Here is a 20,635-nt window from a genome sequence, read left to right on the forward strand (position 1 = left end):
TCTACCTCTCAGACCCGACGACGCTTGGGCGGACGGCACCCGTTGTGCGGCTGCGGGGTGACGTCGGAGATCTGTCCGACCTCGAGCCCGGCTGCCTGCAGCGAACGGATGGCGGTCTCCCGGCCGGAGCCGGGGCCCTTGACGAACACGTCGACCTTGCGCATGCCGTGCTCCATGGCCCGACGCGCGGCGGCCTCGGCGGCCAGCTGCGCGGCGAACGGGGTCGACTTGCGGGAGCCCTTGAAGCCCACCTGGCCCGAGGAGGCCCAGGAGATGACCGCACCGGTCGGGTCGGTGATCGACACGATGGTGTTGTTGAAGGTGCTCTTGATGTGCGCCTGCCCGTGGGCGACGTTCTTGCGTTCCTTGCGCCGGACCTTCTTGACGGCGGCTCCGGCACGAGCCTTCGGTGGCATAAGTCTGTGCGCTCCTATTACTTCTTGCCGGGCTTCTTCTTGCCGGCGACGGTCCGCTTCGGGCCCTTGCGGGTCCGCGCGTTGGTCTTGGTCCGCTGGCCACGCACGGGCAGGCCCCGGCGGTGCCGGATGCCGGCGTAGCAGCCGATTTCGACCTTGCGGCGGATGTCAGCGGCGACCTCGCGGCGCAGGTCGCCTTCAACCTTGTAGTTGCCCTCGATGTGGTTGCGGAGCTGGACCAGCTCCTCGTCCGTGAGGTCCCGGACGCGCTTGTCCGGCGAGATGCCGGTGGCAGAGAGCGTCTCCAGGGCCCGGGTGCGACCCACGCCGAAGATGTAGGTGAGCGCGATCTCCATCCGCTTCTCGCGGGGGAGGTCGACGCCGACTAGACGTGCCATGTGCGGGCGTACTCCTCGTGATGTTCTGGCGGAGGTGTGGACCCGTCCCACCCCGCTACCGACCGTTCCGCCACCGGCGTCGTGCGCCGGCGACCGGGTCGGTCGCTGCCCGAGCGGGCCCCGGCCTCCGACCGGGGGTCAACCACGATGAGGTACGCGACGCGCACCGCCCGCGGCTGGGACGAGCATGTGATTCGTTGTCTGGATCCGCGGCCCGGACCGATTTCGACCGACCGTTGTCACACGGTCGGCCGGAACTGGTTCAGCCCTGGCGCTGCTTGTGGCGCGGGTCGGTGCAGATGACCATGACCCGGCCGTGCCGACGGATGACCCGGCACTTGTTGCAGATCCTCTTGACGCTCGGCTTGACCTTCACGGTTGCCTTACTTCCCATCTGGCCCGACGACGCGCCGAGGCGCGACACCGGACGTCGAAGACGGACACGGGGACGTCCCGGCCGCCGTCAGGCTTACTTGTAGCGGTAGACGATGCGCCCGCGGGTCAGGTCGTACGGCGAGAGTTCGACGACGACCCGGTCCTCCGGCAGGATGCGGATGTAGTGCTGCCGCATCTTGCCGCTGATGTGAGCCAGCACCTTGTGGCCGTTCGCGAGCTCCACCCGGAACATGGCGTTCGGCAGGGGCTCGATGACCCGACCCTCGATCTCGATGGCTCCGTCTTTTTTCGGCATGTACTCCGCTGTCCTGACGTCGGTTACTCCGGACGGCCCACAACGTCTTACACGGGCCACCGATCAAGATCAGATTGCCCGCGCCAGCCGCGGCTCCGGCTCCCACCGAAGCGCAGGGTGGGCATGCCGGAGTGGACGCTGTGCGCCGATCAGAAAGTGTACGCCCGCCTGCGGGCCGTCGCCAAACCGGCCGGGAATCGGTGCGTCGAACCGGACGGAAAGGGCCATTCAGACCTCGGCGTCGGCCCCGCCGCGCCGGCCTTCCGGCGGAGCCGCCGGCAGCTCCCGCTCCGCCCCGCGGCGGTCCTCCCCGGGGGCAGCCAGCTCGCGCTCCTGGTCCTGACGCTCCCCCTCGGCGGCCGGCAGTTCCCGCACCGGGTCCTGGCGCCCCTCCTCCGGGGCAGCCAGCTCGCGCTTCCGCGCCCGCTTCGCCCGGCGGCGCTCGCGCCGTCGCTCCCGCTGCTCGGCCTGCTGCCGCGGCTCCCCGCTGACGAGGCCGGCGACCGTGCGCACCACGAGCACCCCTCCCCACGGCCCGGCCACCCAGACGGGCCAGAAGTAGAGCAGATCCGTGGAGAGCGCGGACGTCACCGCCCAGACGGTCACCACGATCGCGACCACCCGCAGGTACGGCAGCCAGACCTCGGCCAGCCACCGGGCCGTCACGGACGACGTCGCCGACGACCGGACAGCCTCCGGCGGCGACGGGACGGTCTCCGGGCGCGTGGCGAGCTCCGACGCCGCCGGAACGGCCGGCACCGGCAGGTCGACCACCAGCGCGTCCAGCTCGCCGTACGTGCGCGAGGCGTACGCCCGCTGCAACCGCTCGTCGTACTCGTGCAGGTCCAGCCGGCCCTCGTCGACGGCCACCCGCAGCCGCTCCGCCACCGCCTGGCGGTCGGCGTCGGCGGCCCGCATCCCGTCGCGTCCCTGCATGCCCGCAAGCATGCCACCGCCCCACCAGCCGCTGCCCCTCCCGCCGCTCGGCGCCCGAGGCACGGGCGGAGCCTGGCCGGCGGCCGAGGCGGCGCGGCGTGCCGGGCCCGGACGCGACACCGGTCCGCGGCTCAGGCGGCCTCAGGCGAAGGCCGGGCCGACGGTCGAGGTCGCGCCGACGGTCGAGGTCGCGCCGACGGTCGAGGTCGTGTCGACGGTCGAGGTCGTGTCGCGTCGGAGCCGGACGTGTCGGGCCCGGCATCGTGCGCCGGGCACTCTGCCTCGGCCTCGGTGCCCGTCCGCCGCCCGGGCACCAGGGGGCGGCTGGTGCGCGCCTCAGCGGGTGGGAGGACGGCATGCGGGCGCCCGGCGGGACGCTGCCGCCGGGTTCAGCGGGCCGGCGAGTCGGCGGGCTGCCGGGAGGTGACCAGCTCGCCCAGGCGGGCGCGCCCGCCGTCCGGCGCGGTCAGCACCCAGACGCCGTCCGGGAGCAGCGCCATCGTGTGCTCGACGTGCACCGCCATCGACCGGTCCCGGGTGATCACGGTCCAGCCGTCGGAGAGCTCCACCGTCCGCGGCGAGCCCATCGTGATCATCGGCTCGATCGCCAGCGCCATGCCCGGCACCAGGCGCGGGCCCTTGCCCGGCCGCCCGTGGTTGAGCACGTGCGGGTCCTGGTGCATCTCGGTGCCGATGCCGTGCCCGCCGTAGCCGTCGACGATGCCGTACCGCCCGCCCTTGCGGACCGCGTCCTCCACGGCGTGCGAGATGTCGGTCAGCCGGCCCTTGCCGCTGGCCGCGCCGCGGGCGGCTGCGGCGATGCCCGCCCACATGGCGTCCTCGGCCACGGCGGCCATCTTCAGCAGCGCCGGTTCGACCTCGCCCACGCCGACGGTGATGGCGGCGTCGCCGTGCCAGCCGTCGAGCACCGCACCGCAGTCGATGGAGATCAGGTCGCCGTCGCGGAGCACCTGCTGCGCCGACGGGATGGCGTGCACGACCTGCTCGTTGACGGACGAGCAGATCGACGCGGGAAAGCCGTGGTAGCCCTTGAAGGAGGGGACGGCACCGGCCTCGCGGATGGTCGACTCGGCGATCGCGTCCAGGTCGGCGGTGCTGACCCCGGGGGCGACCGCCTCCCGCATCCGACGCAGCGCCTCGGCGACCACCAGCCCGGCGGCCCGCATCTTCTCGATCTGGTCAGGGGTCTTCAGCTGGATGTCCAGCTGGGGACGACGCATGGAGCCGTTACCTTTCGTTGCCGATGCCGAAGAGCGGGGCACGTCAGACGTACCCCGCTCTTCGCACTCTATCCGCCGGAAACCGGCGGGACGTCAGCCGCCGTACGACCGCAGGGCGTCGATGGCGCGGACGGTGACGTCCTCCACCGGGCCGGTGGCGTCGATGCCCACCAGCTTGCCCTGGGCGCCGTAGTAGTCGACCAGCGGCGCGGTCTTGTCCGCGTACTCGCGCAGGCGGGTGGCGATGGTCTCCGGCTTGTCGTCGTCGCGCTGGAACAGCTCGGCGCCGCACCGGTCGCAGATGCCCTCACGCGAGGTGGCGTCGAACTCGACGTGCCAGATCTTGCCGCAGCCCCGGCAGGTACGCCGACCGGAGAGCCGCCGGATCACCTCGTCGTCGTCGACGACCAGCTCCAGCACCAGGTCCAGCGCGGTGCCCAGGTCGGCGAGGAGCTTGTCCAGCGCGGCGGCCTGCGGCGTCGTGCGCGGGAAGCCGTCGAGCAGGAAGCCCTCGGAGGCGTCCGGCTCGGCGAGCCGGTCCCGCACCATGTTGATGGTGACCTCGTCGGGCACCAGCTCGCCGGCGTCCATGTAGCGCTTCGCCTCGACGCCGAGCGGGGTGCCCTGCGAGACGTTCGACCGGAAGATGTCGCCGGTCGAGATCTTCGGAACCGAGAGGTGCGCGGCGATGAACTCGGCCTGCGTGCCCTTGCCCGCCCCCGGCGGGCCAACCAGAACGAGTCTCATCTACCGCAGGAACCCTTCGTAGTTCCGCTGCATGAGTTGGCTCTCGATCTGCTTCGTGGTCTCCAGACCGACGCCGACCATGATCAGCACAGCGGTGCCGCCGAACGGGAAGTTCAGGTACTGCTGCTTGTCCAGCCAGATGAAGAAGAAGTTCGGCAGGATCGAGATGATGCCCAGGTAGAGGGCGCCCGGCAGCGTGATCCGGCTGAGGATGAAGTCGAGGTAGTCGGCGGTCGGCTTGCCGGGGCGGATACCCGGCACGAAGCCGCCGTACTTCTTCATGTTGTCCGCGACCTCGGTCGGGTTGAACGTGATCGAGACGTAGAAGTACGTGAAGAAGATGATCAGCAGGAAGTAGACCGCGATGTAGATCGGGCTGGTCGGGTCCACCAGGTTGTTCTGGATCCACGCCTGCGTCTTGCCCGGGTTGTTCTGGTCGAAGAACTGCAGCGCCAGCTGGGGCAGGTAGAGCAGCGAGGAACCGAAGATGACGGGGATGACACCCGCCTGGTTGACCTTCAGCGGGATGTAGGTCGAGGTGCCGCCGTACATCCGCCGGCCGATCATGCGCTTGGCGTACTGCACCGGGATCCGGCGCTGCGCCTGCTCGATGAAGGTGACGGCGGTGATGACCACCAGGACCAGCGCGATGACGAGCAGGAACTTGCCCCAGCCACCGGTCTGCTTGATCTGCCAGCCCTCGCTGGGGAGCCGGGCGGCGATCGAGGTGAAGATCAGGACGGACATGCCGTTGCCGACGCCCCGGTCGGTGATCAGCTCACCGAGCCACATCACCACGCCGGTGCCGGCGGTCATCGTCATGACCAGGAGGCTCAGCGTCAGCCAGTCCGGGATGCCGGTCCCCTCGGGGATGATCGGGAACTGGTCGCACTGGTTGTTGAAGAGCTGCCCGGAGCGGGCCAGCGCCACGAACGCCGACGCCTGGAGGACACCCAGGCCCAGGGTCAGGTAGCGGGTGTACTGGGTGATCTTCGCCTGGCCGGCCTGGCCCTCCTTGCGGAGCTGCTCCAGCCGGGGGATCACCACGGTCAGCAGCTGCAGGATGATCGACGCTGTGATGTAGGGCATGATGCCCAGCGCGAAGACCGAGAGCTGCAGCAGCGCGCCGCCGGAGAAGAGGTTGAGCAGGTTCATCACGCCCGTGGAGCCGTTCTCCATGGCGTCGATGCACTTCTGGACGTTGCCGTACGAGACGCCCGGGCTGGGCAGCGTCGCCCCGAGCCGGTAGACCGCGATGATGCCTACTGTGAACAGCAGCTTCTTGCGCAGGTCAGGCGTACGGAACGCACTGAGAAAGGCGGACAGCAACTTCTTCCTCCTGCGCGAGGCGGGCCGCCGGTGATCCCTGGCGGGGCGGGTTGGGTGCCGGGCGAGTGCCCGATATCCATGGCTGGGAAGGGACTCTAACAGCCCGATCCCCGTCCGGGCAGATGTGCCCGGCTACATAAACCGAATCCGATGTTACCCGGCGCACACATGCCAGGCAGACCATGGCGCCCGCCCAGTTGCGACAACTGAGCGGGCGCCACGGGTCGTGCAGCCCTTACAGCTCGGTGACGGAGCCACCGGCGGCGGTGATCTTCTCCTTGGCCGACGCGCTGAACGCGTGCGCCGACACCTGGAGAGCGACCCCGCCCAGGTCCCCGGTGCCGAGGACCTTGACCGGGTGGCCCTTACGGACCGCGCCGGCCTCGACCAGCTCGAGCGGGCCGACCTGGCCGCCGTTCGGGAACAGCTCGGCGAGCCGGTCCAGGTTGACCACCTGGAAGACCACCTTGAACTTGTTCTTGAAGCCCTTCATCTTCGGCAGGCGCATGTGGATGGGCATCTGCCCACCCTCGAACGCCGCCGAGATGTTCTTACGGGCCTTGGAGCCCTTGGTACCGCGACCGGCGGTCTTGCCCTTGGAGCCCTCACCGCGACCCACGCGGGTCTTCGCGGTCTTGGCACCGGGCGCCGGGCGCAGGTGGTGGACCTTGATCGTCATTACTCGACCTCCTCGACCTTCACGAGGTGGTTGACCGTGAAGATCATGCCGCGGATCTCCGGACGGTCCTCCTTGACCACCACGTCGTTGATCCGCTTGAGACCGAGCGAACGCAGCGAGTCACGCTGGTTCTGCTTGGTCCCGATCCCGGACCGGACCTGGGTGACCTTCAGGCGAGCCATCAGGAAGCCACCCCCGCCCGCGACGCCAGCATGGCGGCCGGCGCGACGTCCTCGACCGGCAGGCCACGACGGGCGGCGACGGCCTCGGGCGACTCGAGCCCCTTCAGCGCCGCCACGGTGGCGTGCACGATGTTGATCGGGTTCGACGAACCGAGGCTCTTGGAGAGCACGTCGTGGATACCCGCGCACTCCAGCACGGCACGCACCGGACCACCGGCGATGACACCCGTACCGGCGGAAGCCGGCTTGAGCAGCACCACACCGGCCGCGGCCTCACCCGTCACCGGGTGCGGGATCGACTGGGCGATCCGCGGCACCTTGAAGAAGTGCTTCTTGGCCTCCTCGACGCCCTTGGCGATCGCTGCGGGCACCTCCTTGGCCTTTCCGTAGCCCACACCGACGGTGCCGTCGCCGTCGCCCACGATCACCAGGGCGGTGAAGCTGAAGCGACGACCACCCTTCACGACCTTGGCGACGCGGTTGATCGCGACGACCCGCTCGAGGTGCGGGGTCTTCTCGACGGGCGCGTTTCCGCGGCCGCCCTCACGGCGGTTGTCGCGGCGACCACCCTCGTTGCCACCGGACCCGCCGCCACGGCGCTGTTGACCTGGCATCAGCAGCCTTCCTTCTCTCTCGTGACGGGGTTTCTAGAACTCGAGCCCGGCTTCGCGGGCGGCGTCGGCAAGCGCGGCGACCCGCCCCGCGTACCGGTTGCCACCGCGGTCGAAGACGACCTTGGAGACGCCGGCGGCCTTGGCCCGCTCGGCGAGCAGGGCGCCGACCTTGCCGGCCAGGGCGCTCTTGTCGCCCTCCGCGCCCCGCAGCGAGGCGTCCAGGGTCGAGGCCGACGCCAGGGTGTGACCCTTGGTGTCGTCCACGATCTGGGCGACGATGTGCCGCAGGGAGCGGGTGACCACGAGGCGGGGACGCTCGGCGGTGCCGCTGACGTTCTTGCGGACCCGGAAGTGCCGGCGCGCACGCCCGACGGCACGCTTGGCGGCGACGCCGCGGCGGCGCTTGAGCAGCGTGGCGCTCACTTCTTACCTGCCTTTCCAGCCTTGCGGCGGATGACCTCGCCCTGGTACTTCACGCCCTTGCCCTTGTAGGGCTCCGGCGGGCGGATCTTCCGGATGTTGGCGGCAACCTCACCGACGAGCTGCTTGTCGATGCCGGCCACGTGGAACAGCGTCGGCTTCTCCACCGTGAAGGTGATGCCGGCGGGCGCCGCCACGTGCACCGGGTGCGAGAACCCGAGCGCGAACTCCAGGTCCTGACCCTTGGCGGTCACGCGGTAACCGGTGCCGGCGATCTCCAGGCTCTTGCGGTAGCCCTCGGTGACGCCGACGATCATGTTGGCGACCAGGGTACGGCTGAGGCCGTGCAGTTCCTTGGCCTTGCGCTCGTCGTTCGGGCGGTTGACGTTCAGCTGCCCGTCCTCGGCCCGGTCGATCGTGATCGGCTCGGCCAGGGTGTGCGAGAGCTCGCCCTTCGGGCCCTTGACCTTGACGGTCTGCCCGTCGATCGTGATGTCGACGCCGGCTGGCACCGGGATCGACTTACGTCCAATACGCGACATTTCTACCTGTCTCCCGTTACCAGACGAAGGCGAGGACTTCCCCGCCAACGCTCCGCTTGCGGGCCTGCCGGTCGGTGAGCAGCCCCTGGGACGTCGAAATGATCGCCACGCCCAGCCCGCCGAGCACCCGCGGGAGCCCGTCCGACTTGGCGTAAACCCGCAGACCGGGCTTGGACACTCGCTTGATGCCGGCCAGGCTCCGCTCCCGGTTCTGGCCGTACTTCAGCTCGACGACCAGTCGCTTGCCGACGGCGCCCTCCTCGGGCTCCTCGACCGACCAGGTGGCGATGTAGCCCTCGGCCTTGAGGACCTCGGCGATGTTCGCCTTGATCTTCGAGTAGGGCATCGTCACCCGGTCGTGGTACGCCTGGTTGGCGTTACGCAGACGCGTGAGCATGTCTGCGATCGGGTCGGTCATCGTCATGGATTTCGTCAGCCTTTCTCGCCGGGGTTCCCGAGGCGATGCGCCCGGGCCTACGGCGAAGAGCAATACGTGATCGGTGCAAGGGGTCCCGGCCCGAAGGCCGGGACGCGGTCGCCCTTACCAGGAAGCCTTGGACACGCCCGGCAGCTCACCGCGGTGGGCCATCTCCCGGATGCAGACCCGGCAGAGACCGAACTTGCGGTAGACCGCCTTGGGACGCCCGCACCGCTGGCAGCGGGTGTACGCGCGAACCGAGAACTTCGGCTTCGCGGCCGCCTTGATGATCAGCGCCTTCTTGGCCATCTCAGTTCTCCTTGAACGGGAAGCCCAGGAGCTTGAGCAGCGCCCGGCCCTCGTCGTCGGTCGTGGCGGTCGTGACCACCGTGATGTCCATGCCCCGCTGCCGATCGATCTTGTCCTGGTCGATCTCGTGGAACACCGACTGCTCGGTCAGACCGAACGTGTAGTTGCCGTGCCCGTCGAGCTTGCGCCCGTCCAGGCCCCGGAAGTCGCGGATACGCGGCAGCGCGATCGACAGCAGCCGGTCCAGGAACTCCCACATCCGGTCGCCGCGGAGGGTCACCTTCGCGCCGATCGGCATGCCCTCGCGGAGCTTGAACTGCGCGATGGACTTGGTCGCCCGCCGCACCTGCGGCTTCTGGCCGGTGATGGTGGCCAGGTCCCGGACGGCGCCGTCGATCAGCTTGGCGTCCCGGGCGGCCTCGCCGACACCCATGTTGACGACGATCTTGACCAGCCGCGGCACCTGCATGGGGTTGCCGTACTTGTGCTGCTCCTGCAGCTGCGCCACGATCTCGTTGCGGTACCGCTCCTTGAGGCGCGGCGTGGTCTTGGTTTCGGTAGCCGTGGTCATCACAGGTCCTTACCGGTGCTACGCGCGATGCGGACCTTCTGGCCGTTTTCGTCGATCCGGTAACCGACGCGGGTCGGCTTGCCGTCGGAGTCCAGGACCTGCACGTTCGAGACGTGGATCGGGGCCTCCTGGGTGACGATGCCACCGGTCTTGGCGCCACGCTGAGTGGTGCTGATGCGGGTGTGCTTCTTGACCCGGTTCACGCCCTCGACCAGGACCTTGTCCTGCCGCGGGTAGGCCGCGATGACCTTGCCCTTGGCACCCTTGTCCTTGCCGGCGATGACGACGACCGTGTCGCCCTTCTTGACCTTCACGGTCACAACACCTCCGGCGCGAGGGAAATGATCTTCATGAACCGCTTGTCCCGCAGCTCCCGGCCCACCGGGCCGAAGATACGGGTACCGCGCGGGTCCCCGCCGTCCTTGATGATGACGGCGGCGTTCTCGTCGAAGCGGATGTACGAACCGTCCGGCCGCCGCCTCTCCTTGGCGGTGCGAACGACGACGGCCTTGACGACGTCGCCCTTCTTCACACCGGCACCTGGGATCGCGTCCTTGACGGTGGCCACGATGACGTCGCCGATGCTCGCGTAGCGCCGACCGGAGCCACCGAGAACCCGGATGCACAGGATCTCCCGGGCACCCGTGTTGTCGGCGACGCGCAGTCGCGACTCCTGCTGAATCACGTCTATCTCCTATGTCTGCCGGTTCTCCGGCCGCGCACGGCGGCCGGAGCCTGGCGGAACCCGCGCCCGACTGACGCCGGGCGAGCTCGAGCCTTCGCTACTTGGCCTTTTCCAGGATCTCCACGAGCCGCCACCGCTTCGTGGCGGACAGCGGCCGGGTCTCCATGATCATGACCCGGTCGCCGATGCCGGCGGTGTTCTGCTCGTCGTGCACCTTCAACTTGCGCGTACGGCGCATGATCTTGCCGTACAGCGCGTGCTTGACCCGGTCCTCGACCTCGACGACGACGGTCTTTTCCATCTTGTCGCTGACCACGAGGCCCTCACGCACCTTGCGGCGGGCCCGCGCGGCGGCGGTGGTGTTCTCGCTCATGATGCAGTCACCTCAGTCGGCGCGGCCGAGAGACCCAGCTCGCGCTCACGCATGATCGTGTAGATCCGGGCGATCTCCCGACGGATGACCTGCAGCCGCCGGTTGTTGTCCAGCTGGCCGGTCGCGGCCTGCACGCGGAGGTTGAACAGCTCCGCCTTGGCCTCGCGCAGCTTCGTGACCAGCTCCTCCTCGGAGAGCTCACGCAGCTCGGAGGCCTTAACGCCCGCTGCCATCAGGATTCACCCACTTCGCGCGTAACAATGCGGCACTTCATCGGGAGCTTGTGGATCGCGCGACGCATCGCCTCTCGCGCGATCTGCTCGTTGGGGAAGGACATCTCGAAGAGAACCCGCCCCGGCTTGACGTTGGCGACCCACCACTCGGGCGAACCCTTACCGGAACCCATGCGGGTTTCCGCCGGCTTCTTGGTGAGAGCCTGGTCCGGGAAGATCGTGATCCAGACCTTGCCACCACGCTTGATGTGGCGGGTCATCGCGATACGCGCCGACTCGATCTGGCGGTTCGTCACGTACGCCGGCTCGAGAGCCTGGATCCCGAACTCGCCGAACACCACCCGGTTACCACCCTTGGACGCGCCACTGCGGTCCGGGTGGTGCGGCTTGCGGAAGCCCTTCGGGGGCTTGCGCGGCATCAGCATCTGTCAGCCCTCCTGCTGCGTTTCTGCCGCGGCGGCGACGGCGGCGGGATCCACCGCGTCCCCACTCGGCGTCTCGGCCTGCTGCGCGATGGTCGTCGCGGCGGCGGCCCGGCCGGCCTCGGTACCGCCGGCGGTCGTGCCGGACGAGCCGGACCGGCCACGGCGCGGCCGCTCGGGGCGGTCGCCACGGTCACGGCGCGGACGCGACGGCGCCTCGGCCGGAGTCTCCCGACCCGGCACCGCGTCGCCCTTGTAGATCCAGACCTTCACGCCGATCCGGCCGAAGCTCGTACGGGCCTCGAAGAAGCCGTACTCGATGTTGGCCCGCAGCGTGTGCAGCGGGACCCGGCCCTCGCGGTAGAACTCGGTCCGGCTCATCTCGGCGCCGCCGAGACGACCCGAGACCTGGACCCGGATGCCCTTGCAGACCGGGTTCTTCATCGCGGACTGCATGGCCTTGCGCATCGCCCGACGGAAGCTGACCCGGCTGGAGAGCTGCTCGGCCACACCCTGTGCGACGAGCTGCGCGTCCGACTCGGGGTTCTTCACCTCGATGATGTTCAGCTGGACCTGCTTGCCGGTCAGCTTCTCGAGCTCGCCGCGGATCCGGTCGGCCTCCGCACCCTTACGGCCGATGACGATGCCCGGCCGGGCGGTGTGGATGTCGACGCGGACCCGGTCCCGGGTGCGCTCGATGTCGACCTTGGAGATGCCGGCGCGCTCGAGGCCCTTGGACATCATGCGGCGGATCTTGACGTCCTCGCCGATGTAGTCCTTGTAGAGCTTGTCCGCGAACCAGCGGGACTTCCAGTCGGTCGAGATGCCGAGCCGGAACCCGTGCGGGTGAACCTTCTGACCCATTACTCGGCGCCCTCCGTCTTGCTCTGCGTCTCGGCCGTCTCGGCCGGCTCCGCCTGCTTCGCCGGGGCCGCCTTCTTCGCGGCCGCCTTCTTCGGCGCGGCCGGCGCCACCGCCTCGACCGCGACGGTGATGTGGCAGGTGCGCTTGCGGATCCGGTACGCCCGGCCCTGCGCCCGCGGCTGGAACCGCTTCATGGTCGGGCCCTCGTCCACGAACGCCTCGCTGACGAGCAGCGCGTCGGGGTCCAGCCGCTCGTTGTTCTCCGCGTTGGCGATCGCGCTAGCGAGCACCTTGTACACCTGCTCGCTCGCAGCCTGCGGCGCGAACTGCAGCACCGTGAGCGCCTCCTTCGCGGGCAGGCCGCGGACGAGGTTGACCACCCGGCGCGCCTTCATCGGCGAGATGCGCACGTGCCGCGCAACCGCCCGCGCGCCCGGAAGCACCGGAGCGTCGCCCTTTCCTGGCATCGCTGTAACCCCTTGTTCCTCTATCCGTATGCCCGCGGCGTCAGCGCCGACGGCTCTTCCGGTCGTCCTTCTCGTGACCCTTGAACGTGCGGGTCAGCGCGAACTCGCCGAGCTTGTGCCCGACCATCGCCTCAGTCACGAACACGGGGACGTGCTTGCGTCCGTCGTGCACGGCGATCGTGTGGCCCAGCATCTCGGGGATGATCGTCGAGCGCCGCGACCAGGTCTTGATGACGTTCTTCGAGCCCTTGTCGTTCTGCGTCTCCACCTTCTTGAGCAGGTGGTCGTCGATGAACGGGCCCTTCTTCAGGCTGCGAGGCATGTCTTATCTCCCTCAGCCGCGCTTACGCGTGGCGTAGCGGCGGCGGACGATCAGCCGGTCACTCGGCTGGCCCTTACGACGGGTGCGGCCCTCGGGCTTACCCTGCGGGTTGACCGGGTGGCGACCACCGGAGGTCTTACCCTCACCACCACCGTGCGGGTGGTCGACCGGGTTCATGGCGACACCACGGACGGTCGGGCGCTTGCCCTTCCAGCGCATGCGGCCGGCCTTGCCCCAGTTGATGTTCGACTGGTCGGCGTTGCCGATCTCGCCGATGCTGGCGCGGCAGCGGACGTCGACCCGCCGGATCTCGCCGGACGGCATGCGCAGGGTCGCGTACACGCCCTCACGGCCGAGCAGCTGGATGCCGACGCCGGCCGAGCGGGCCAGCTTGGCGCCGCCGCCCGGACGCAGCTCCACGTTGTGGATCGTGGTACCGACCGGGATGTTGCGCAGCGGCAGGTTGTTGCCCGGCTTGATGTCGGCGCCCGGACCCGACTCGACGCGGTCGCCCTGCTTCAGGTCCTTCGGCGCGATGATGTAGCGCTTCTCGCCGTCGGCGTAGTGCAGCAGCGCGATGCGCGCGGTGCGGTTCGGGTCGTACTCGATGTGGGCGACCTTCGCCGGCACGCCGTCCTTGTCGACCCGCTTGAAGTCGATCAGACGGTACTGGCGCTTGTGACCGCCACCGTGGTGCCGCGTGGTGATCCGGCCGTGGGCGTTACGCCCGCCCTTCTTCGGCAGCGGAGCCAGCAGCGACTTCTCGGGCGTCGACCGGGTGATCTCAGCGAAGTCGGCGACGCTGGAGCCACGCCGGCCCGGCGTCGTCGGCTTGTACTTACGGATAGCCATTGTCTACACCCCTCAGCTGACCGGGCCGCCGAAGGCCTCGATACGGTCACCGTCAGCCAGCTTCACGATCGCCCGCTTGGTGGCCTTACGCTGCCCGAAACCGGTCTTGGTCCGCTTGCGCTTGCCCTGGCGGTTGAGCGTGTTGACCGTCAGGACGCGGACGTCGAAGATCTGCTGGATCGCGATCTTGATCTCGGTCTTGTTCGCGTCCGGGTGCACCAGGAAGGTGTACCAGTTGCGGTTCAGCTCGCTGTAGCTCTTCTCCGAGACGACCGGCGCCACGATGATGTCGCGCGGGTCGGCGATCGTGCTCACTTGCCACCCTCCTCGGTGGTCTCGGCGGGAACACCCAGGAACTCGTCCAGGGCGTCCTTGGTGAAGACCACGTCGTCGGCCACCAGCACGTCGTACGTGTTGAGCTGGCCGGCCTCGATCAGGTGCACCCGCGGCTCGTTGCGCAGCGACACCCAGTTCAGCTCGTCGGTGCTGCTCAGCACGACCAAGACCCGGCGGGCCTCGGTCAGCTTCGCCAGCGTGGCCAGGGCGGCCTTGGTCGACGGCTTCTCGCCCGAGACGAACGCCTCGACGACGTGCACCTGCCCGGCGCGGGCCCGGTCAGAGAGGGCGCCACGCAGGGCGGCGGCCTTCATCTTCTTCGGGGTCCGCTGGCTGTAGTCGCGCGGCACGGGGCCGTGCACGACGCCACCGCCGGCGAACTGCGGCGCGCGGATCGAGCCCTGCCGGGCGCGACCGGTGCCCTTCTGCTTGTACGGCTTCTTGCCGCCACCGGCGACCTCGCCGCGGGTCTTGACCTTGTGCGTGCCCTGCCGGGCCGCCGCGAGCTGAGCCACCACGACCTGGTGCATCAGCGCGACGTTGGCCTGGACGTCGAAGATGTCGGCGGGCAGCTCGACGGAGCCGCTCTTGGAGCCTTCGACGGTGAGGACGTCAACGGTGGTCACTTGGCCGCACCGCCCTTCTTCGCCTTGGTCTTGGCCGCGGTACGGACCAGGACCAGCGCGCCCTTGGGGCCGGGAATGGCGCCACGGACGAGCAGGAGGTTGTTCTCGGTGTCGACCGCCTGGACGGTCAGGTTCTGCACGGTGTAGCGCACGCCACCCATCCGGCCGGCCATCCGAGTGCCCTTGAAGACACGACCCGGGGTGGCGCAGGCGCCGATGGAGCCCGGCGAGCGGTGCTTGCGCTCGACACCGTGGCTGGCGCGCAGACCGTGGAAGCCGTGCCGCTTCATCGGGCCGGCGTAGCCCTTGCCCTTGGTCTTGCCGGTCACGTCGATGGAGACGCCGGCCGGGAACTCCTCGACCGTGATCTCCTGGCCGAGCGAGTAGTCCGCCGCGTCGGCGGTGCGCAGCTCGACGATGTGCCGGCGCGGCGCGACGTCGGCCTTCGCGTAGTGCCCGCTGATCGGCTTCTTGACCTTGCGCGGGTCGATCGTGCCGTACGCGAGCTGGACCGCGGAGTAACCGTCCTTCTCGGCGCTACGAACCTGGCTGATGACGCACGGGCCGGCCTCGACCACGGTCACCGGGACAACACGGTTGTTGTCCCAGACCTGGGTCATGCCGAGCTTGGCGCCCAGGATCCCCTTGACTTGCCTGTCCATTTGTCCGGTCCCTACAGCTTGATCTCGATGTCGACGCCAGCCGGCAGGTCGAGGCGCATGAGCGAGTCGACCGTCTTCGGGGTCGGGTCGATGATGTCGATCAGCCGCTTGTGCGTGCGCATCTCGAAGTGCTCGCGCGAGTCCTTGTACTTGTGCGGCGAGCGGATAACGCAGAAACGGTTGATCTCCGTGGGCAGCGGCACCGGGCCCGCGACCTGCGCCCCGGTACGCGTCACCGTCTCGACGATCTTCCGAGCCGAGGAGTCGACGACCTCGTGGTCATAGGCCTTGAGCCGGATGCGGATCTTCTGTCCCGCCATGGTGGCTTCTGTTCCTTCTCTCGATGCCGCTGTGTTGCGGGCGCCTGTACCGGCTGGCACAGGCCCACTTCGCCGACCCCCGCGGTCGGGCGTGTCGCGCCCTCGGGCCAGGCTCCGCCCCGGGACTCCGGAGCGACTCTGACCGCGCGGTGGGTCAAGGCGTCGATCGCACTACCGCGACCTGAACGCCGCGCGAGGGTGGTTGGCGGACGGGCCGCCAACCACCCTACGCTCGACTGCTCTGCCACCCGGAGGTTCAGCGAAAGCCGAACACAGGCAGCGAACTGTCGTTACGCAACCTGACTAGTATGCCGCACGACCGGCGGCGGGTCTAATCGGGGTTACCTAGCTCACTTGATGATCTTGGTGACGAACCCGGCGCCGACGGTGCGGCCACCCTCGCGGATCGCGAACTTGAGGTTCTCCTCCATGGCGATGGGCTGGATCAGCTTCACCGTCATGGTGGTGTTGTCACCCGGCATGACCATCTCGGTGCCCTCGGGGAGGGTGACGACACCGGTGACGTCCGTGGTCCGGAAGTAGAACTGCGGACGGTAGTTCTGGAAGAACGGGGTGTGGCGGCCACCCTCCTCCTTGGAGAGGATGTAGACCGTCGCCTCGAACTCCGTGTGCGGGGTCGTGGTGCCCGGCTTGATGACGACCATGCCGCGCTCGACGTCCTCGCGCTTGATGCCACGCAGCAGCAGACCGACGTTCTCGCCCGCGCGGGCCTCGTCGAGCAGCTTGCGGAACATCTCGATGCCGGTGCAGGTGGTCTTCATCGACTTCTCGCGAATGCCGACGATCTCCACCTCCTCGTTCGGCTTGAGCACGCCACGCTCGGCGCGGCCCGTGACGACCGTGCCACGACCGGTGATCGTGAAGACGTCCTCGATGGGCATGAGGAACGGCTTCTCGGTCTCGCGCTCCGGCTGCGGGATCGCGGTGTCGACCGCGGTCATCAGGTCCAGCAGCTTGCCGGTCCACTCGGGGTCACCCTCGAGGGCCTTCAGCGCGGAGACCCGCACGACCGGCAGGTCGTCGCCCGGGTAGTCCTGGTTCGACAGCAGCTCACGAACCTCGAGCTCGACGAGCTCCAGGAGCTCCTCGTCGTCGACCATGTCGCTCTTGTTGAGCGCCACGACGATGTACGGCACGCCGACCTGGCGGGCCAGCAGCACGTGCTCGCGGGTCTGCGGCATCGGACCGTCGGTCGCCGCGACCACCAGGATCGCGCCGTCCATCTGGGCGGCACCGGTGATCATGTTCTTGATGTAGTCGGCGTGACCGGGGCAGTCGACGTGCGCGTAGTGCCGCGCCTCGGTCTGGTACTCGACGTGCGCGATGGAGATCGTGATGCCGCGGGCCTTCTCCTCCGGCGCCTTGTCGATCTCGTCGAACGGCGTGTACGGGTTCAGGTCCGGGTACTGGTCGTGCAGGACCTTGGTGATGGCCGCCGTCAGCGTCGTCTTACCGTGGTCGATGTGACCAATGGTGCCGATGTTGACGTGCGGCTTAGTCCGCTCGAACTTCGCCTTCGCCACTGGGTCCTCCTGTGGACTTCTTGGTTCGTACGCCCGGCGCGCCGGTCGGCGCTTAGGACTCTGTCGACAGCCTTTCCGGCCTGACGGCCGGAGAGCTTTGGTGGGTTCTGCGGCGATGAAGCCTACAGGCCCGGTCTCACGCGTTCCGACCGAGGTGGCCGCGGGCGGGAGCACCCTCCCGCGACCGCCTCGGATCATCGATCACGTCAGGTGAGGTCACTCACCCGTCGCCTTGGCGATGATCTCCTTCGCGACCGAGGACGGAACCTCGGCGTAGGAGTCGAACTGCATGCTGTAGCTAGCCCGGCCCTGGGTCTTCGACCGCAGGTCGCCGACGTAGCCGAACATCTCCGACAACGGCACCAGAGCCTTGACGACGCGGGCGCCGCTGCGCTCCTCCATCGCCTGGATGATGCCGCGGCGGGAGTTGAGGTCGCCGATGACGTCACCCATGTTCTCCTCAGGAGTGGTGACCTCAACGGCCATCATCGGCTCGAGGAGCGCGGGGTCGGCCTTGCGGGCCGCCTCCTTCATCGCCATCGAGCCGGCGATCTTGAATGCCATTTCCGACGAGTCGACCTCGTGGTACTGGCCGTCCACCAGCGTCAGCTTGACACCCACCAGCGGGAAGCCGGCGAGGATGCCGTACTGCATGGCGTCCTGCGCGCCCGCGTCCACCGACGGGATGAACTCCCGGGGGATGCGGCCACCGGTCACCGCGTTGGCGAACTCGTAGGTCGGGGCGTCGTTGCCCAGCGGCAGCGGCTCCAGGCTGATGATCACCCGGGCGTACTGGCCGGAACCACCGGTCTGCTTCTTGTGGGTGTACTCGACCTTCTCCACCTTGCGGCGGATGGTCTCGCGGTACGCCACCTGCGGCTTGCCGATGTTGGCCTCGACGTTGAACTCGCGGCGCATCCGGTCGACCAGGATGTCCAGGTGCAGCTCGCCCATGCCGGAGATGACCGTCTGGCCGGTCTGGTCGTCCAGCTTGACGCGGAAGGTCGGGTCCTCCTCGGCCAGCCGCTGGATGGCGGTGCTGAGCTTCTCCTGGTCGGCCTTGGTCTTCGGCTCGATGGCGACCTCGATGACCGGCTCCGGGAAGGTCATCGACTCCAGGATGACCGGGTTCGCCGGGTCGCACAGCGTGTCACCGGTGGTGGTCTGCTTCAGACCCTGCACCGCGATGATGTCGCCAGCCTGGGCCGAGCCGCGCTCTTCCCGCTTGTTGGCGTGCATCTGGTAGATCTTGCCGATCCGCTCCTTGCGGTCCTTGGTGGAGTTGACCACCTGGGAACCGGACTCGAGCGTGCCGGAGTAGATCCGGACGTAGGTGAGCTTGCCGAGGTGCTTGTCCGTCTGGATCTTGAAGGCGAGGCCCGAGAACGGCTCCGACTTGGACGGCTTGCGCTGCAGCGGCGTCTCGCCGTCGGTGGCCGTGCCCTCGATCGCCGGGATGTCCAGCGGCGACGGCAGGTACGCGACGACCGCGTCGAGCATCGGCTGGATGCCCTTGTTCTTGAAGGCGGTGCCGGTGAGAACCGGGTTGGCCTTGCCGTCGATGGTGGCCCGGCGGATGGCGGCCTTGATCTCCTCGACGGAGATCTCCTCGCCCTCCAGGTACTTCTCCATCACCGCGTCGTCGACGTCGGCCAGGGTCTCCATCAGCTTCTCGCGCCACTCGGCGGCGGAGTCGGCGAGGTCGGCCGGGATCTCCTCGATCGCGTAGTCCTCACCCTTCTGCGTCTCGCCGCGCCAGGTGAGGGCCCGCATCTCGACCAGGTCGACCACGCCGATGAAGTCGGACTCGGCGCCGATCGGGATCTGGAGAACCAGCGGGGTGGCGTTGAGCCGGTCGATCATCATCTGCACGCAGCGGAAGAAGTCGGCACCGGTCCGGTCGAGCTTGTTGACGAAGCACATCCGGGGGACGTTGTACTTGTCCGCCTGCCGCCAGACGTTCTCCGTCTGCGGCTCCACGCCGGCGACACCGTCGTAGACCGCTACCGCGCCGTCCAGCACCCGCAGCGACCGCTCGACCTCGACCGTGAAGTCGACGTGGCCGGGCGTGTCGATGATCTGGATCGTGTGGCCCTTCCACTCACACTTGGTAGCAGCGGAGGTGATGGTGATACCACGCTCCTGCTCCTGCTCCATCCAGTCCATGACGGCACCGCCCTCGTGGACCTCACCGATCTTGTACGTGATGCCGGTGTAGAACAGGATCCGCTCGGTGGTGGTGGTCTTACCGGCATCGATGTGGGCCATGATGCCGATGTTGCGTACGTTGGCGAGCGCGTCTGCGGCGGCCACTTCAATCCCTACTTATCGTCGTCTCGACACAACTGGTGGCGGTTCCGGCGCCCCGAGGGCGCCGGAACCAGGGTGTTACCAGCGGTAGTGCGCGAAGGCCTTGTTGGACTCGGCCATCTTGTGCGTGTCCTCGCGCCGCTTGACGGCGGCACCGAGGCCGTTGCTCGCGTCCAGCAGCTCGTTCATCAGCCGCTCGATCATGGTCTTCTCGCGACGGGCGCGGGAGTAGGTGACCAGCCAGCGCAGGCCCAGGGTGGTCGCCCGGGCGGGGCGGACCTCGACCGGGACCTGGTAGGTGGCGCCACCGACGCGGCGGCTGCGCACCTCGAGGGTCGGCTTGACGTTGTCCATCGCCCGCTTGAGGGTGACGACCGGGTCGGTGCCGGACTTCTCGCGGCAGCCCTCGAGGGCGGCGTAGACGATGCGCTCGGCGAGCTGACGCTTACCGCGCAGGAGGATCTTGTTCACCAACTGGGTGACCAGCGGCGAGTTGTACACCGGGTCAGCGACCAGCGGCTTCCGCGGAGCGGGTCCCTTACGCGGCATGTCAGCTCTTCTCCTTCTTCGCGCCGTAACGGCTGCGCGCCTGCTTGCGGTTGCGGACACCCTGGGTGTCCAGCGAACCGCGGACGATCTTGTAACGCACGCCGGGGAGGTCCTTCACCCGGCCGCCGCGGACGAGCACGATCGAGTGCTCCTGCAGGTTGTGGCCGACGCCCGGGATGTAGGCGGTCACCTCGATCTGGCTGCTGAGCTTGACACGAGCGACCTTGCGCAGCGCCGAGTTCGGCTTCTTCGGGGTGGTGGTGTACACGCGGGTGCACACGCCGCGCCGCTGAGGGGAACCCTTCAGCGCCGGGGTCTTGGTCTTACTCGTCTTAGCCTGGCGGCCCTTTCGGACCAGCTGCTGGATCGTGGGCACCGGGTTTCTCCGCTCCCTTCGGCCGCCTGGTGGCGGCCGCACCGTCTGCCGTAGCCGACCTGATGGCCGACTCTCCTACATTCCGACCAGGGCCACCTCGCGATGGTCCCGGCACCCGCGGTCGGGCGTGTCGCCCAGCTCACGGCCCCGGCGCCGACGCTCGCGCGTGTCGACGGGGTCTTGCACCGGCGCACGGCAGGC

At 68.6% G+C, this 20,635-nt stretch carries 33 protein-coding genes; all 33 read right to left on the reverse strand.

The genetic code is table 11. From position 1 onward, the window contains the following. Positions 1 to 8: 8 nt before the first annotated feature. Complete coding sequence (gene rpsK, locus DER29_RS23855) at positions 9 to 416, reverse strand: 30S ribosomal protein S11 (protein ID WP_014440747.1); 408 nt, start codon at positions 414 to 416, stop codon at positions 9 to 11. Positions 417 to 433: 17 nt separating this feature from the next. Further along, the gene (gene rpsM / locus DER29_RS23860) at positions 434 to 814 is read right to left on the reverse strand and encodes a 30S ribosomal protein S13 (RefSeq protein WP_088998365.1); all 381 of its coding nucleotides are present in this window, start codon (positions 812 to 814) and stop codon (positions 434 to 436) included. Between the two features lie 262 nt (positions 815 to 1,076). Continuing rightward, positions 1,077 to 1,190, reverse strand: a complete 114-nt coding sequence (gene rpmJ, locus DER29_RS23865) for a 50S ribosomal protein L36 (RefSeq protein WP_012184307.1) — start codon at positions 1,188 to 1,190, stop codon at positions 1,077 to 1,079. Between the two features lie 93 nt (positions 1,191 to 1,283). Further along, positions 1,284 to 1,505, reverse strand: coding sequence for a translation initiation factor IF-1 (gene infA, locus DER29_RS23870; RefSeq protein WP_007073013.1), 222 nt, complete (start codon positions 1,503 to 1,505; stop codon positions 1,284 to 1,286). A gap of 228 nt (positions 1,506 to 1,733) precedes the next feature. Further along, a complete protein-coding gene (locus DER29_RS23875) occupies positions 1,734 to 2,441 on the reverse strand; it encodes a DUF1707 domain-containing protein (protein ID WP_233600116.1) in 708 nt (235 codons plus the stop codon). Positions 2,442 to 2,830: 389 nt separating this feature from the next. Continuing rightward, positions 2,831 to 3,682, reverse strand: a complete 852-nt coding sequence (gene map / locus DER29_RS23880; protein WP_121399883.1) for a type I methionyl aminopeptidase — start codon at positions 3,680 to 3,682, stop codon at positions 2,831 to 2,833. A gap of 93 nt (positions 3,683 to 3,775) precedes the next feature. Further along, positions 3,776 to 4,429, reverse strand: coding sequence for an adenylate kinase (locus DER29_RS23885; RefSeq protein WP_091627746.1), 654 nt, complete (start codon positions 4,427 to 4,429; stop codon positions 3,776 to 3,778). Beyond that, positions 4,430 to 5,758, reverse strand: a complete 1,329-nt coding sequence (gene secY / locus DER29_RS23890) for a preprotein translocase subunit SecY (protein WP_121399884.1) — start codon at positions 5,756 to 5,758, stop codon at positions 4,430 to 4,432. 235 nt (positions 5,759 to 5,993) lie between these two features. Continuing rightward, entirely contained in the window at positions 5,994 to 6,437 is a 444-nt protein-coding gene (rplO, locus tag DER29_RS23895; protein ID WP_121399885.1) for a 50S ribosomal protein L15, read from the reverse strand. Continuing rightward, a complete protein-coding gene (gene rpmD / locus DER29_RS23900) occupies positions 6,437 to 6,619 on the reverse strand; it encodes a 50S ribosomal protein L30 (protein WP_074314584.1) in 183 nt (60 codons plus the stop codon). Before rpmD ends, rplO begins: the two co-directional genes overlap by 1 nt. Continuing rightward, the gene (gene rpsE, locus DER29_RS23905; protein ID WP_121399886.1) at positions 6,619 to 7,233 is read right to left on the reverse strand and encodes a 30S ribosomal protein S5; all 615 of its coding nucleotides are present in this window, start codon (positions 7,231 to 7,233) and stop codon (positions 6,619 to 6,621) included. Before rpsE ends, rpmD begins: the two co-directional genes overlap by 1 nt. 33 nt (positions 7,234 to 7,266) lie before the next feature. Then, a complete protein-coding gene (gene rplR / locus DER29_RS23910) occupies positions 7,267 to 7,644 on the reverse strand; it encodes a 50S ribosomal protein L18 (protein WP_172894548.1) in 378 nt (125 codons plus the stop codon). An 8-nt stretch (positions 7,645 to 7,652) separates the two neighbouring features. Then, positions 7,653 to 8,195 carry a 50S ribosomal protein L6 gene (gene rplF / locus DER29_RS23915; RefSeq protein WP_121399887.1) on the reverse strand — a complete coding sequence of 181 codons (543 nt, stop codon included), beginning with the start codon at positions 8,193 to 8,195 and terminating at the stop codon, positions 7,653 to 7,655. A gap of 16 nt (positions 8,196 to 8,211) precedes the next feature. Next, positions 8,212 to 8,619 carry a 30S ribosomal protein S8 gene (gene rpsH, locus DER29_RS23920; RefSeq protein ID WP_013288624.1) on the reverse strand — a complete coding sequence of 136 codons (408 nt, stop codon included), beginning with the start codon at positions 8,617 to 8,619 and terminating at the stop codon, positions 8,212 to 8,214. A gap of 117 nt (positions 8,620 to 8,736) precedes the next feature. Next, positions 8,737 to 8,922 (reverse strand): type Z 30S ribosomal protein S14, encoded by a 186-nt coding sequence (locus tag DER29_RS23925; RefSeq protein ID WP_007465272.1) that lies wholly within the window; start codon positions 8,920 to 8,922, stop codon positions 8,737 to 8,739. 1 nt (position 8,923) lies between these two features. Next, a complete protein-coding gene (rplE, locus tag DER29_RS23930; RefSeq protein WP_121399888.1) occupies positions 8,924 to 9,493 on the reverse strand; it encodes a 50S ribosomal protein L5 in 570 nt (189 codons plus the stop codon). Then, positions 9,493 to 9,813 (reverse strand): 50S ribosomal protein L24, encoded by a 321-nt coding sequence (gene rplX / locus DER29_RS23935; RefSeq protein WP_172896341.1) that lies wholly within the window; start codon positions 9,811 to 9,813, stop codon positions 9,493 to 9,495. Before rplX ends, rplE begins: the two co-directional genes overlap by 1 nt. After that, complete coding sequence (gene rplN, locus DER29_RS23940) at positions 9,810 to 10,178, reverse strand: 50S ribosomal protein L14 (RefSeq protein ID WP_007465279.1); 369 nt, start codon at positions 10,176 to 10,178, stop codon at positions 9,810 to 9,812. The genes rplX and rplN overlap by 4 nt, the downstream gene beginning before the upstream one ends. Before the next feature lie 97 nt (positions 10,179 to 10,275). Continuing rightward, positions 10,276 to 10,551, reverse strand: a complete 276-nt coding sequence (gene rpsQ, locus DER29_RS23945; protein ID WP_121399889.1) for a 30S ribosomal protein S17 — start codon at positions 10,549 to 10,551, stop codon at positions 10,276 to 10,278. Then, on the reverse strand, positions 10,548 to 10,784 hold the full coding sequence (gene rpmC, locus DER29_RS23950) for a 50S ribosomal protein L29 (protein WP_007073028.1): 237 nt from the start codon (positions 10,782 to 10,784) through the stop codon (positions 10,548 to 10,550). Before rpmC ends, rpsQ begins: the two co-directional genes overlap by 4 nt. Next, positions 10,784 to 11,209 carry a 50S ribosomal protein L16 gene (rplP, locus tag DER29_RS23955; protein WP_007465292.1) on the reverse strand — a complete coding sequence of 142 codons (426 nt, stop codon included), beginning with the start codon at positions 11,207 to 11,209 and terminating at the stop codon, positions 10,784 to 10,786. Before rplP ends, rpmC begins: the two co-directional genes overlap by 1 nt. A 3-nt stretch (positions 11,210 to 11,212) precedes the next feature. Next, on the reverse strand, positions 11,213 to 12,070 hold the full coding sequence (gene rpsC / locus DER29_RS23960; protein ID WP_088998355.1) for a 30S ribosomal protein S3: 858 nt from the start codon (positions 12,068 to 12,070) through the stop codon (positions 11,213 to 11,215). Then, a complete protein-coding gene (gene rplV / locus DER29_RS23965) occupies positions 12,070 to 12,537 on the reverse strand; it encodes a 50S ribosomal protein L22 (protein ID WP_091627711.1) in 468 nt (155 codons plus the stop codon). Before rplV ends, rpsC begins: the two co-directional genes overlap by 1 nt. A gap of 40 nt (positions 12,538 to 12,577) precedes the next feature. Next, positions 12,578 to 12,859 (reverse strand): 30S ribosomal protein S19, encoded by a 282-nt coding sequence (rpsS, locus tag DER29_RS23970; RefSeq protein WP_088647003.1) that lies wholly within the window; start codon positions 12,857 to 12,859, stop codon positions 12,578 to 12,580. 12 nt (positions 12,860 to 12,871) lie between these two features. Next, positions 12,872 to 13,711 carry a 50S ribosomal protein L2 gene (gene rplB, locus DER29_RS23975; protein ID WP_088998353.1) on the reverse strand — a complete coding sequence of 280 codons (840 nt, stop codon included), beginning with the start codon at positions 13,709 to 13,711 and terminating at the stop codon, positions 12,872 to 12,874. A gap of 12 nt (positions 13,712 to 13,723) precedes the next feature. Then, positions 13,724 to 14,026: a 50S ribosomal protein L23 gene (gene rplW / locus DER29_RS23980; RefSeq protein WP_088998352.1), complete on the reverse strand. Its 303-nt coding sequence runs from the start codon at positions 14,024 to 14,026 to the stop codon at positions 13,724 to 13,726. Beyond that, positions 14,023 to 14,673, reverse strand: coding sequence for a 50S ribosomal protein L4 (gene rplD / locus DER29_RS23985; RefSeq protein ID WP_101412800.1), 651 nt, complete (start codon positions 14,671 to 14,673; stop codon positions 14,023 to 14,025). The genes rplW and rplD overlap by 4 nt, the downstream gene beginning before the upstream one ends. Continuing rightward, on the reverse strand, positions 14,670 to 15,335 hold the full coding sequence (gene rplC, locus DER29_RS23990) for a 50S ribosomal protein L3 (RefSeq protein ID WP_121399890.1): 666 nt from the start codon (positions 15,333 to 15,335) through the stop codon (positions 14,670 to 14,672). The genes rplD and rplC overlap by 4 nt, the downstream gene beginning before the upstream one ends. Positions 15,336 to 15,346: 11 nt before the next feature. Continuing rightward, positions 15,347 to 15,655 carry a 30S ribosomal protein S10 gene (gene rpsJ, locus DER29_RS23995; protein WP_007073037.1) on the reverse strand — a complete coding sequence of 103 codons (309 nt, stop codon included), beginning with the start codon at positions 15,653 to 15,655 and terminating at the stop codon, positions 15,347 to 15,349. Positions 15,656 to 16,005: 350 nt separating this feature from the next. Continuing rightward, positions 16,006 to 17,199, reverse strand: a complete 1,194-nt coding sequence (gene tuf, locus DER29_RS24000; protein WP_088998349.1) for an elongation factor Tu — start codon at positions 17,197 to 17,199, stop codon at positions 16,006 to 16,008. Between the two features lie 216 nt (positions 17,200 to 17,415). Beyond that, positions 17,416 to 19,512 (reverse strand): elongation factor G, encoded by a 2,097-nt coding sequence (gene fusA, locus DER29_RS24005; RefSeq protein ID WP_121399891.1) that lies wholly within the window; start codon positions 19,510 to 19,512, stop codon positions 17,416 to 17,418. Positions 19,513 to 19,587: 75 nt separating this feature from the next. Continuing rightward, entirely contained in the window at positions 19,588 to 20,058 is a 471-nt protein-coding gene (rpsG, locus tag DER29_RS24010; protein ID WP_077938296.1) for a 30S ribosomal protein S7, read from the reverse strand. 1 nt (position 20,059) lies between these two features. Beyond that, positions 20,060 to 20,434, reverse strand: a complete 375-nt coding sequence (gene rpsL / locus DER29_RS24015) for a 30S ribosomal protein S12 (RefSeq protein WP_014440718.1) — start codon at positions 20,432 to 20,434, stop codon at positions 20,060 to 20,062. Between the last annotated feature and the right edge of the window lie 201 nt (positions 20,435 to 20,635).

It is taken from the genome of Micromonospora sp. M71_S20 (assembly GCF_003664255.1).
Classification (GTDB): Bacteria; Actinomycetota; Actinomycetes; order Mycobacteriales; family Micromonosporaceae; genus Micromonospora.